The organism is Butyricimonas sp. Marseille-P3923, assembly GCF_900184685.1.
Classification (GTDB): Bacteria; Bacteroidota; Bacteroidia; order Bacteroidales; family Marinifilaceae; genus Butyricimonas; species Butyricimonas muris.
In genome coordinates this window covers 2,246,434-2,258,500 of the sequence record NZ_FXXL01000007.1, presented here as the reverse complement: position 1 = coordinate 2,258,500, position 12,067 = coordinate 2,246,434, and the positions used below count along the sequence as shown (strand labels likewise).

Below are 12,067 nucleotides of genomic sequence, written 5' to 3'. Positions count from 1 at the left end.
CGGGGATGGTTGATAAATTAAAATGATAACTCTTTGGCAGCTCACTTTGTTATTTGTCACAAAAGTACGAATTTTGCACAAGATAATAAATAAGTTATTCATGAAGTTTGTTGATAATGGATAAAAAAGAGTTGCGTAAGCAGATAAAGGTTTTAAAAAATCAATATTCCCCGGAACAGAAGGTCGAGATGTCCCGTCCGATTTGGGATGAACTGGAACAAAATGTTTTTTTCAAGGAGGCTCGTACCCTTTTGGCGTATTGGTCGATGGATGACGAGGTGTTCACCCATGATTACGTGGTCAAATGGGCGGGCGAGAAAAGAATTTTGCTTCCTTGCGTGAAAGGGGATGTGCTTGAATTGCGGGTATTCGAGGGTATGGAATCTTTGAAAGCGGGAGAGTCCTTCGGGATACTGGAACCCGTGGGAGAATTGTACACGGATTACGATTCCATTGATATGATTGTCGTGCCGGGTGTCGCTTTTGACCGTCAAGGGAACCGTTTGGGACGGGGACGAGGATACTATGACAAGATATTGAAAGAAACCCGCGCGGCAAAGAAGGTCGGCATTTGTTTCGATTTCCAGTTCGTGGAGGAAGTGCCTGTCGATGAGTTGGACGTGCGCATGGACTTGGTTGTACACGGGTAAAAGAATATTTCACTATTTATGTGTTCTATTACCATTAACCTCTGGTATTCCTAGGGTTATACTATCTTATCCGGCTTGCAGGCCTCTTGCGTGATTGTTGCATCACCCTTGGGCGGCGATGGTGCGAGAGGGATGCAAGGGTGGGGTAAGGGGCAAGAGGTGGTAAAACCTTAGGAATACTGTGGGTTCTCTTTAGGTTATGATACAAAAAAAATGGCTGCATCGATTCCGACACAGCCATTGATGTTCCTTTTTTATGATGATTAAGCTTCTTTCGGAGCTCCTACAGGACAAACACCAGCGCAAGCCCCGCATGAGATACAAGTATCAGCATTGATTTGGTAGTGGTCATCACCCATAGAGATTGCTCCTACCGGGCATTCTGATTCACATGCTCCACAAGAAATACAATCATCAGATATAACGTAAGCCATTTCTAAAAAATTTTGTTGTTAATAATGGCGCAAAAGTAAAACCTATAATTGAAACAAAAAAATTTTTCGGGGTTAATAAGATTTATTTGCCCTTATTTATACCCATTGTAAAATGGAATAGTTTATAAAGTTCATAAGGTTCATAAGGTTTATAAGGTTTATAAAGTAACGGGCGTCCTTCGGACAAGGTTTACCGGCAGCTTTGCTGCCATGGACAGAGTGCCCGCTAGGGTCCATAAACCTTATGAACTTTATAAACCGGGCGAACGCGTTCGCCCTGATTTGTGGTTTCGAGAAATAATTTATACCTTTGCGGCGCATTTAAAGTACGGGGGAAATTTTAAACGTGTGATGGGAACGCGGATATGGCTTAGAACCCCGGGGCAACAATCCGTGTTTGAGTAGCACAACAATTTAAATGATATGCAAGTATTTGAATTAAAAGGAGAAGTAAGAAACGATTTAGGTAAGAAAGCTACTAAAGCAGTAAGAAACGAAGAAAAAGTTCCGTGTGTTCTTTACGGTGGTGAGGCTAACGTTCATTTCGCTGTAAGAGACCGGGATTTAAAGAAACTTCTCTATACTCCTAACGTGTATTTGGTAAAGCTCGTTCTTGAGGGTAAAACCTATGACGCCGTGATGAGAGATATCCAATTTCACCCGGTGACGGATAAAGTGTTACATATTGATTTTTACCAGACGTTTGAGGATAAACCGGTGGTGATTGAAGTACCTGTTAAGACCACGGGACACGCTGCCGGAGTTCAAGCCGGAGGTAAGTTGGTATTGATTACCCGTAAATTGAAGGTGAAAGCTCTTCCGAAGGATATGCCGGATGAAATTACGCTTGACGTGACTTCTTTGGGTGTTGGTAAATCTATCAAGGTTCAGGATATTAACATCGAAGGTATCGATATCGTGAACGCGAAGAGTGTGGTTGTGGCTCAAGTGAAGTTGACAAGAGCTGCAAGGGCTGCACAAAACGCTCAATAATTGTTTGAAAGAATAGAAAGATGAAATATCTTATTGTGGGATTAGGGAACATTGGTCCCGAATACCAGAATACACGACATAACATCGGATTTAGAGTGTTGGACGCCTTTGCCAAGGCGTCCAATGCTGTTTTTGAAGATATGCGTTACGGGGCAGTAGCCACTGTGAAGTTGAAAGGGAGGACCCTGATACTGTTGAAACCGAACACGTATATGAATCTTAGCGGGAAAGCCGTGAGTTACTGGATGCAGAAGGAGAAGATTGATTTATCGAATCTTTTTGTAGTTGTCGATGATTTGGCCTTGCCTTTCGGAACAATACGCTTGAGAAGTAAAGGTAGTGACGGGGGGCATAACGGGTTGAAGAGTATCAACCAATTGTTGGGAACACAGGCGTATACCCGTTTGCGGTTTGGTATCGGTGATAATTTTCCCAAGGGAAGACAGGTGGATTACGTGTTGGGGGAATGGAGCGGTGAAGAGGAAGAGCGCCTGCCCGCCATGTTAAAACATTGTGGCGAGGTGATTGAAAATTTCGTTTTTATCGGGGTGGATAAAACGATGAGTCTGTTTAATAATTTACGATTTGAGATTTAAGATTTACGATTTTAAATCGTAAGTTTACAACTTGAGTATTGTAATTTAAAGGTATAGACTGTGGAGAAGGTCAGAATAGATAAATGGTTATGGGCAGTCCGGATTTTCAAGACCCGTTCATTGGCTGCCGAGGCTTGTGGAAAGGGACACGTGTCTATCGGGGATGCGCACGTGAAGGCTTCTCGTGAAGTGAAAGTCGGGGACACGGTTAAGGTGCGGGTTCCCCCGATTGAAAGGGAATATTTGGTGAAGCAAGTAACGGATAAACGGATGTCTGCACAATTGGCGGTCGATTTCGTGGAAGAAACCACTCCACAGGAAAGGTTGGATATCCTGCGAGGTACTCACATGCAATTTGAATCCCGTGATAGAGGAACGGGACGCCCGACAAAACGGGACCGCAGGTTGATTGATAAACTTAAAGAACTTTAAAATTTTAGATTTATGATTTTGGATTGAAGATTAATGTCTTTGAATCATAAATCATAAATCATAAATCATAAATCCCAAATTAGTATGTTGATTGCGCGGGAAAAAAGAAAAAGTAATGTGGCTGAATATATTTTGTATATGTGGCAGGTGGAGGATATGCTGAGAGCGATGCAGATGGATATTCGGCAAGTGGACAGGAATGTGGTCAGCCAGTTTCAAGTAGATGAGGACACCCGGAAGGAGATTAGGGAGTGGTATGATAACTTGATTGAGATGATGAAGAGGGAAGAGGTGGTAAAAGGAGGGCATCTACAAGTGGTCAAAAATATGGTGAATGAATTGACGGAGTTGCATTACTACCTGTTGCATGAATCGCAAGATATGAAATACAAGCAGTTGTTCATGATGACTGCGAACAATTTGTTGGATTACCGCCGGAAAACGAATTTGCCGGAAGAGGTGTCCGATGTGGAATTGGCACTTCATGCTCTTTATGGACATTTGATGTTGCGTTTACAAAAAAAAGAGATAAATTCGCAGACAGCCATGGCTATGGAATCGTTTAGCCGGATGATTGCTTATCTGGCGGCGAAATACAAGGCGATAGAAGAGAATGAAGAAAAGATGTTTGATTAATCACAATAGAATGAAGAGAATATTATTTATCACGATAGCTGTTTTGTTTGTCTTGAACGCACGGGCGGAAGAGGGAACCAAGGAATTTAAACAGAGTTTCCCGGCGGCTTCTTTTAATGAGTTGATTGTGTCCAATCGTTACGGGAATATCGATGTACGTCAGGAAGGAGAGGAGTTTGCTATTACCGCAAGCGTGTGGGTGGAGGCAAAGAATAAAGCCAAGGTGGATGAAATCCTCGAGTATATCGCGATAACAGCCAAGGAACGGGGTGCGGCGTTGAACGTGGAAACCGTGTTTAGAAAAGACATGAGTTTGAAACAGACGTTCTCTGGCGTTACGGTTAGCGTGGATTACCATATTAAAGTCCCGAAAGGAAAGAAGGTGCGTTTGTTGAGCACGGACGGCGGTATCTCTATGACCGATTTCACGGGAGATTTGAGCGTGGAGATTGTGTCGGGAAATTTTAAGGCAAACACGGTGTTGGGTGGCGAGTTTTCTGTGAAGCAATCCAAGGGGGAATTTGAAGTGGAGAAAGTAGCTGTGTTTAATGGTGAGTTCAAATCCTGTAAGGTGAAGATTGGCGAGGGGACGAATATGAAATTGGACTGTAATTCCACTGGGTTGCAGTTGATGGAAGCAGATAATCTCACGCTGAAGACTTCCGGGGGCACTTGTTACTTGGGGATGGTCGAGAATTTGAGCGGGAATTCTTTTTACACGAAATACGAGGTGCAGGATATCGGCGGTAGCCTATGGATGGATACGCGTTGGGGAGAATTGAACGTGAGGAATATTAATCTTTCATTCTCTTCGGTAGAGGTAAAGAGTTCTTCAACAAAGGTGGGTTTGACTTTCATGGAGGGGTGCGGGTACACGCTTGAAATCAACAGGAACAAGAATTTGAAAGTTGAGTTACCGCAAGGCGTTGTTTTGGAAACCAAACCGACGACGAATAAAAATGCTGTTTTGGAAACAGGTTTTGTCGGTGATAAAAAGTTTTCGGGAAGAGTGAATTTGAATATGTCGGGGGGAAGTCTTTTTATTCAGTAAAATGTATCAAACACATATATTTCCAAATGGATTGCGCTTAATCCATAATTATATCCCGAATAAAGCCGCTTATTGCGGGTTGATTATTAACGTGGGAAGCCGGGACGAGTGGGCGGGGGAGTTCGGGATGGCTCATTTTATCGAGCACGTTATTTTCAAGGGAACAGAGAAGCGAAAGGCCTATCATATATTGAGTCGTCTGGAAGACGTGGGGGGGGAGTTGAACGCGTACACGACCAAGGAGGATACATGCGTGTATGCCACGTTTATGGCGAAAGATTACGAGCGGGCATTGGAGTTGTTTGCGGATATCGTGTTTCATTCCGTTTTCCCGGAGAAGGAGATAGAGAAGGAGAAAGATGTTGTGCTGGAGGAGATTAACTCGTACAAGGATAATCCCGGGGAATTGATTTTCGATGATTTCGAGGAGCTGGTTTATTCCGGTTACCCGATTGGGCGGAATATCTTGGGCGACGAGGCTTCCGTGGAACAAATGTCCCGTGAAATGGTACTTGATTTCGTGCGACGGAATTATTTCCCGAATCGCATGGTGATTAGTTCGGTGGGAGATATTGCCTTTGACAAGTTGGTACGTCTGGTGGAGAAGTATTTTGCCGGTTACGAGAGCGGTCCTTCCTTGCAGACACGGGTGAAGCCTGAAATTTACACACCCCGGTTCGTGGAGCTGGACAAGGATACGCATCAGTGCCATTGTATTATCGGGAATATCGCTTATGATTACACGCAGGATAACCGGTTGGCATTGTCTTTACTGATTAATCTGTTGGGTGGGGCGGGAATGAACACTCGTCTTAATTTGAATATACGGGAACGTCACGGGCTTGCCTATAATATCGAGGCTTCCTACACGCCTTATTCGGACACGGGGATTGCCATGATTTATTTCGGGTGCGACCCGGAGCACGCGGAATGGTGCTTGAGTTTGTGCAAGAAGGAGATGCGCTCTTTGTACGAGGAGAAGTTGGGACCCGTGCAATTGAAGCGCGCGAAGGCGCAAATGGTTGGGCAGTTGGCTATTTCTTCCGAGAATTACGAGAATCTGATGTTGTCTATCGGGAAGAGTTTCCTGATTTACGATAAGGTGGACAGTCTGGAAGATATTTATACCCAAGTGGATGAGATTACCCCGGAGGTGTTGTTGAAAGTGGCGAAAGATGTATTTGATATAGAAAAGCAATCGATTTTATTGTATAAGTAGGAGGTCGGTATGTTGGAACTGAACGCGGAATTGGAGCAATATATTTTGGCACACAGCGAACCGGAGAGCGACGTGTTGGCTGAGTTGTCCCGTGCGACTCATCTGCAAGTGTTGCGCCCGAGGATGTTGTCGGGAAACCTGCAAGGGCAATTCTTGAAGATGATGTGCAAGATGCTTGCTGCCCGAAGGGTGTTGGAGATTGGGACTTACACGGGGTACGCGGCGATTTCTATGGCATACGGTTTGGCGGAAGGGGGCGTGGTGCACACGATTGACGTGAATGACGAATTGGAGGATTTCACGCGAGGGTTTATCGAGAAAAGCGGCTTGCAGGAACGTGTCGTTTTTCACGTGGGAGATGCTTGCGAAATTATTCCCCGTTTGAATGAAACTTTTGATTTGGTGTTTATTGACGCGGATAAAAGGGAATACTCGGAATATTATCGTCTGGTATTTGATAAAGTCCGGGAGGGAGGGCTAATCATTGCCGATGACGTGTTGTGGGATGGTAAAGTCACCGCTCCCGGGGTGAAGCCGGACGCCCAAACGAAAGGTATTCTGGATTTTAACGATATGATACAAGCCGACCCCCGGGTAGAAAATCTATTACTTCCAATTCGGCATGGGTTGATGGTGATAAGAAAATCTGAAATCTGAAATCTAAAATCTAAAATTAAAAGCTATCTTTGTTCAATCATCCGATTGGAAGTTGGAATGTGCATTTTCAATTTTCAATTTTCAATTTTCAATTATTATGAAGCAGTACTTAGATTTGTTGGATAGAATTTTGAAAGAGGGGACTGTAAAAGAAGACCGCACGGGTACGGGTACTATCAACGTGTTCGGACACCAGATGCGTTTCAACTTGGAAGAGGGTTTCCCCTTGTTGACCACGAAGAAATTGCACTTGAAATCTATCATATACGAATTGCTGTGGTTCCTGCAAGGCGACACGAACGTGAAGTATTTGCAAGAACATGGCGTGAAGATTTGGAATGAATGGGCTGACGAGAACGGAGATTTGGGACATATCTACGGTTATCAATGGCGTTCATGGCCTAAAGCTGACGGAACTTTCTTGGACCAGATTACGCAAGTCGTGGAAGGAATAAAGAATACGCCTGATTCGCGGCGGCTGATTGTTAGTGCATGGAATGCCGGAGATATCGAGAATATGGCATTGCCGCCTTGTCATGCTTTGTTCCAATTTTTTGTGGCGAATGGTAAGCTTTCCTGTCAACTCTATCAACGGAGCGCAGATACATTTTTGGGGGTACCTTTTAATATCGCTTCTTATGCCTTGCTGACCATGATGATTGCGCAGGTTTGCGGTTTGAAGCCCGGTGAGTTCGTGCATACGTTGGGAGATACTCATATTTATTTGAATCATATTGAACAGGTAAAATTGCAATTATCGCGTGAACCTCGTCGTTTGCCCCGTATGGTAATCAACCCGGAGGTGAAAAGCATCTTTGACTTTCAATACGAGGATTTCGAGTTGCAAGACTATGATCCGCATCCGCATATAAAGGGGGCGATATCTGTTTAATTGAAAATTGAAAGTGGAAAATTGAAAATGAAATCATTTACGATTAGAAAAGAGTGTCGGTTAGAGGGAGGAAATCGTAAATTTTAAATCTAAAATTAGAATGGTTTTATCAATTATAGTAGCTACGGCAGAGAATAATGTTATCGGTAGGAATAATGGATTGGTGTGGAGGTTGTCGGCTGATTTGAAACGTTTTAAAGCGTTGACAACGGGACACACGATTTTGATGGGACGCAAGACTTATGAGTCCGTGGGGAAGGCATTGCCTAACCGGAGAAATATCGTGATTTCACGGAACCCGGATTATAAAGCGGAAGGTTGTGAGGTCGTTCGGAGTGTGGAGGAGGCTTTGGAATTGACAAAGGGGGAAGATGAGGTTTTCGTGACCGGAGGAGGTACTATTTACAAGGAATTGTGGGGTAAGGCGGATCGATTGTATCTTACTGTAGTGCATCAGGAGTGCGAGGGGGATACGTTAATTCCTTCTGTGGATCCGAATCAATGGAAAGAAGTATTCCGGGAAGCTCACGAGGCGGACGAGAAGAACGAGTTTGATTACACCTTTATTAATTACGAGCGGATAAAGTAATGGATTACCGGATCAACCCGAAATACAAATCACTGGAGAAAGCCATTCTTGATATTCCCCGTCGATTCGAGGTGGAGGGGGAGGTGATCGAGGATAACCGGAATGTAATCAAAATACTGGATGTAGAAGGGGTGCGTGTGAATGTGAAATCATTCAAGGTGCCGAATGTAATCAACCAATTTGCTTACGCGTATATCCGGAAAGGAAAGGCTCAACGTTCTTATGAATATGCCAATTTGTTCCGGGAAAAAGGTATCGGGACGCCCGAACCGGTGGCGTATATCGTGAAACGGAACGCGTGGGGTGTTACCCGGAGTTATTATATTTCTTTGCAGGTGGACTATGATTATTTGTTTCGGGATTTGCGGGAGAAACGTCCGACTGATCTGGAATTTATATTGAGAGAGTTTACCCGATTTACACATTATTTTCATTCACAATCAGTCTATTTCGTGGATCATTCCCCGGGCAACACGTTAATAAAGCGCACGAGTAATGGTATGGAATTTAGCTTGGTTGATTTGAATCGGGTGAAATTCATGCATATATCTCCATTCGTGGGGTTAAAGAATTTCTATCGGTTGAATGCTACGGATGATATGATAGAGATTATCGCGGATGAATATGCCCGTTTGACTCATTCGGATTCCAAGGAGATGATTCGGTTGCTCAAGGAATGGACTCATGCTCATGATGAACGGGTGCGTAAGCGGAAAGAGAAAAGAAATAAGGTGCGTTCTAACGCACCCTCTAGTCTGTAAGGTCCGTAAAGTCCATAAGGTCGAACCTCCAGTTCCTAAAGTCGAAAAAAAATGATTTGGATTGTTCCCGGGTATATTTTTGACCTTCTGACTTTATAGACTTTACGGACTTTATGGACTAGAGTGCGTTTTATGCCCTCTTAATTTTCCCGAATTTCTTGATACTCGTGTATTTTCGCCAAAGATTTAATTTCCGTTTTGCTGGCACCCCGTGGCGAGCGATATAATCCCGTGCGGCTTCAAGCATCCGATGTCCGACTTTGCCGTCGAGATAGGGATCGTAATTTTCAATGATCCATTTGCGTTTGGCGATATATTCTTCGTCGTGTAATACTTTTTCCAAAGCCTCGGGGAGTTCTTCCGGGTTTTGTATGTCTAGCCAATAGATGTCTTTCGCTATGGTCTTGTAGGTGATAACCGGTTTATCCAGTAGTAGAAACTCGTAAACGGTGGAAGAGGTATCGCTGATCATCACGTCGGACATGATCTGGTATTTCGTGATATTGTGATCTTCTACCCAAAGCATATTGTCGTGTTGCGCGGCAAGCTCTTTGTACTCCTGCATCCACTCGGCTTTTGTCAAGGGGTGGAATTTCAAGATTAATAGCACGTCTTTCTCTTTTGCCAATTTTACTAACCCTTCTTTGATGAAAGGCAGCGAGGTCAGTGACGGTGAAAAAGTCGGGGCATACAGCACGAGTTTGTTTTTACCGTGTTTTTCCAGCAACGCTTTTTTCTCGGCATCGAAAGTATGAAGATTTTCGTAAATCCAATCTTGACGAGGCCAGCCTGTTTCCACGACTTCGAAATCCTTGTATTTCTTGGCAAGAGCGGTGAAGCCTTTCGTGAATAAGGGACCTTGGGTAAAATACGTGTCGAAATAGCGGCGTATGACCCAATGGTCTTTCTTTTCAGTCGCGTAACCGTGGAATATTTGTATTTTCACTCCCGGCAGGTAATAAGGCACGATATTGCAGGGGACAAAGATAGCTTCGGGGGAGAAATCATAAATCTCTTGGATGCTGTTTGTCCATTTTACTTCGTCCTTTAACGGAAATTCGGGGATGTTTTTTTCTTGAACAAACCACAAAATGGAGTGTCCCCCTTCTCTGTTTGCCTCTGCCTCGATTGGTTGCAGAATATTGATGGCGTATTTTTGCTCACAGAATAATACGATGCGCATTACTGTAGATATTTAGGTATTCGATTGATAGCGTCTTGAAAATCTTCCACGGTGTCGAGTTCCATGGAGAAATAGTTACTCGTGTCCACGGGATAAAAATAGTGTCCTCGTGTAATCAGACGTTCGAAAGCAAGTTCGTAGAATACATTATCCAGTCCCTCGTTCACGATCATTTGTTCCAATTCCGTGTAGAGAGCTGAAAGATAAGCGTTCGATATTTTTTCGATACCGATAGATTCGCCGATAGCTTTCTCGATGGAACAGGTTTTGCTGATTTCCGTGATTTGATTTTCCTCATTCACGATGACTTTGATTTCTTCCTCGCCCAGCTTGTGGCTGTCTAATGCCAGACAGTCATTATACGGTGCGTCCTGTAAAACTTTGATCATACGCGGGTCGTACAGAATATCACTGTCCAGCAGGATGATTTCTTCTTCTTGCAGAACTTCCGGTTTTGCCAACCATAACGAGTATATATTGTTGGTTGACGCGTAGACTTCATTGTAAATGAATCTCACGGGGAGATTCGGATAGGTCGTTTGCACGAAATTTTCGATCATTTCTTTTAAATAGCCCGTGACAATCACAATTTCATCGATACCGTTGACTAACAGACCGTCGATAGCTCTTTGCAGTAGGGGGCGATTGCCGATTTTTAGCAAACATTTCGGGCGGTCGTTCGTGAGAGGGCGTAATCGGGAAGCAATTCCCGCGGCGAGGATAACAGCTTTCATACGTTTCTTTAAAAAGCAGAACCACATAACCGGTCTGGTATGTGGTTCTGTATATGGAATTATTTAGAATTTAGCATAACTTCTTTGATCGTATCTATGACCAAGCGATTCTGCTTTTGAGTTCCCAAGGTGATACGCATATGGGTATTGATGTCTTCCTCGTTCATGAATTTGACAATCAATCCTTTGGCTTTTAAGGCTTCTTGAAGTTTAGCTTTCATGGCAATAGGATATTTCACAAGAATAAAGTTGGCTTCTGATTTATACACTTTGAAGCCGTCGAGCACGCTTAATTCTTTCATGTATAATTCTCGGTCTTCTGCCATCAAGTCTGCTATATGTTGATAGTAGTCGCTTGCCTTGAACACGGCAACTCCAATTTCTTCCGTGATTCGGTTGTAGCCGAGGTATTTCGTACTATAGTTCAAGAACACGGATAAGTCTGCGCCCATGAAAGCGAATCCAAGACGTAAACCCGGCAGTCCGTAAAATTTGGATAGCGTGCGGATTATCAAAAGATTCGGGAATTCTTCAATCAACGGTTTGATATAGCTGGTATCCTTGTTCGCGAAAGAAGCGTAAGCTTCGTCAATCACGATCATCGTTTCACGGGGGATGAAAGAAAGTATCTCATGTAATTCTTCCTTTGTCAAAGAGTTGCCCGTCGGGTTATTGGGGGATGCCATAAGTACCATTTCCGGCTTTTCTTTTTCTACCGATTTGCGAATACTTTGAATATCGTACTTGAAAGTGTTGCCTTCCTCGAACAACGGGTAAAAAATGGTTCTTCCGTTTACTTCGTCGGCGATGGATTTGTAGTACCACCACGAGAACTTAGGAATAAGCAACGTTTTTTGTTTCGTACCGCCAGCCAAGAAACAGTGTACCACTTGTTTCAGAATGTCTTCACCCCCGTATCCTAGGATTACTTGTTTTTCCGGAATCCCGTACAATTCAGAGATGTAATCGGATAGAATGCTTTTTTTACCCTCGTCGTAAATGCGGGTGTAGAAGCATAATTTATTCGGATCAAAGTTTTTCAGCACTTCGCCGATTTCGGGTGCAGGTCCGTAATTGTATTCATTACGGTCGAGGTAAGTTATTTCTTTCTTCATCAATACAATAAATATATCTTAGACTTTTTTATTCGTCCGGTTTGTTTATAAATAGATATCAATAAACGATCCTTTAATGATAGCCAAAAGTAACTAATTTTTGGAGTATCTCCTACAAACCATTT

Annotated in this window: 15 protein-coding genes; 11 read left to right on the top strand and 4 right to left on the bottom strand. The window is 43.5% G+C overall.

All coding sequences use genetic code 11. The annotated features are described in order from the left end of the window. Window positions 1–116 precede the first annotated feature (116 nt). The gene (locus CS948_RS20750) at window positions 117–650 is read left to right on the top strand and encodes a 5-formyltetrahydrofolate cyclo-ligase (protein ID WP_099294217.1); all 534 of its coding nucleotides are present in this window, start codon (window positions 117–119) and stop codon (window positions 648–650) included. Window positions 651–913: 263 nt separating this feature from the next. Here CS948_RS20750 and CS948_RS20745 read toward each other — a convergent pair whose 3' ends face one another. Next, window positions 914–1,084, bottom strand: coding sequence for a DUF362 domain-containing protein (locus CS948_RS20745; protein ID WP_099294215.1), 171 nt, complete (start codon window positions 1,082–1,084; stop codon window positions 914–916). Window positions 1,085–1,507: 423 nt separating this feature from the next. Here CS948_RS20745 and CS948_RS20735 point away from each other — a divergent pair, with 423 nt between their 5' ends. The 10 genes from CS948_RS20735 to CS948_RS20690 all read left to right on the top strand — a co-directional run bounded on the left by CS948_RS20735 (window position 1,508) and on the right by CS948_RS20690 (window position 8,910). Continuing rightward, window positions 1,508–2,077, top strand: coding sequence for a 50S ribosomal protein L25/general stress protein Ctc (locus CS948_RS20735; RefSeq protein WP_099294211.1), 570 nt, complete (start codon window positions 1,508–1,510; stop codon window positions 2,075–2,077). 20 nt (window positions 2,078–2,097) lie between these two features. Beyond that, window positions 2,098–2,673 (top strand): aminoacyl-tRNA hydrolase, encoded by a 576-nt coding sequence (pth, locus tag CS948_RS20730; protein ID WP_099294209.1) that lies wholly within the window; start codon window positions 2,098–2,100, stop codon window positions 2,671–2,673. A gap of 60 nt (window positions 2,674–2,733) precedes the next feature. After that, entirely contained in the window at window positions 2,734–3,105 is a 372-nt protein-coding gene (locus CS948_RS20725) for an RNA-binding S4 domain-containing protein (protein ID WP_099294207.1), read from the top strand. An 84-nt stretch (window positions 3,106–3,189) separates the two neighbouring features. After that, window positions 3,190–3,741 carry a DUF4924 family protein gene (locus CS948_RS20720; protein WP_099294205.1) on the top strand — a complete coding sequence of 184 codons (552 nt, stop codon included), beginning with the start codon at window positions 3,190–3,192 and terminating at the stop codon, window positions 3,739–3,741. A 10-nt stretch (window positions 3,742–3,751) separates the two neighbouring features. Beyond that, entirely contained in the window at window positions 3,752–4,792 is a 1,041-nt protein-coding gene (locus tag CS948_RS20715; RefSeq protein ID WP_099294203.1) for a hypothetical protein, read from the top strand. A gap of 31 nt (window positions 4,793–4,823) precedes the next feature. Further along, window positions 4,824–6,011, top strand: a complete 1,188-nt coding sequence (locus CS948_RS20710; RefSeq protein ID WP_255302099.1) for a pitrilysin family protein — start codon at window positions 4,824–4,826, stop codon at window positions 6,009–6,011. 9 nt (window positions 6,012–6,020) lie between these two features. Beyond that, complete coding sequence (locus CS948_RS20705; RefSeq protein ID WP_099294199.1) at window positions 6,021–6,668, top strand: O-methyltransferase; 648 nt, start codon at window positions 6,021–6,023, stop codon at window positions 6,666–6,668. Between the two features lie 97 nt (window positions 6,669–6,765). Further along, on the top strand, window positions 6,766–7,560 hold the full coding sequence (locus tag CS948_RS20700; RefSeq protein WP_099294197.1) for a thymidylate synthase: 795 nt from the start codon (window positions 6,766–6,768) through the stop codon (window positions 7,558–7,560). A gap of 100 nt (window positions 7,561–7,660) precedes the next feature. Beyond that, window positions 7,661–8,149, top strand: coding sequence for a dihydrofolate reductase (locus CS948_RS20695; protein WP_099294195.1), 489 nt, complete (start codon window positions 7,661–7,663; stop codon window positions 8,147–8,149). Next, window positions 8,149–8,910, top strand: a complete 762-nt coding sequence (locus tag CS948_RS20690; protein WP_099294193.1) for a Kdo domain containing protein — start codon at window positions 8,149–8,151, stop codon at window positions 8,908–8,910. Before CS948_RS20695 ends, CS948_RS20690 begins: the two co-directional genes overlap by 1 nt. A gap of 130 nt (window positions 8,911–9,040) precedes the next feature. Here the strand turns inward: CS948_RS20690 and CS948_RS20685 are convergent, their stop codons facing one another. Genes CS948_RS20685 through CS948_RS20675 form a run of 3 tightly spaced genes read right to left on the bottom strand, consistent with a single transcriptional unit; the run spans window position 9,041 to window position 11,942 of the window. Next, the gene (locus CS948_RS20685; RefSeq protein ID WP_099294191.1) at window positions 9,041–10,093 is read right to left on the bottom strand and encodes a CDP-glycerol glycerophosphotransferase family protein; all 1,053 of its coding nucleotides are present in this window, start codon (window positions 10,091–10,093) and stop codon (window positions 9,041–9,043) included. Beyond that, on the bottom strand, window positions 10,093–10,827 hold the full coding sequence (locus CS948_RS20680; RefSeq protein ID WP_099294770.1) for a sugar phosphate nucleotidyltransferase: 735 nt from the start codon (window positions 10,825–10,827) through the stop codon (window positions 10,093–10,095). The genes CS948_RS20685 and CS948_RS20680 overlap by 1 nt, the downstream gene beginning before the upstream one ends. A gap of 59 nt (window positions 10,828–10,886) precedes the next feature. After that, window positions 10,887–11,942, bottom strand: coding sequence for a histidinol-phosphate transaminase (locus CS948_RS20675; RefSeq protein WP_099294189.1), 1,056 nt, complete (start codon window positions 11,940–11,942; stop codon window positions 10,887–10,889). Between the last annotated feature and the right edge of the window lie 125 nt (window positions 11,943–12,067).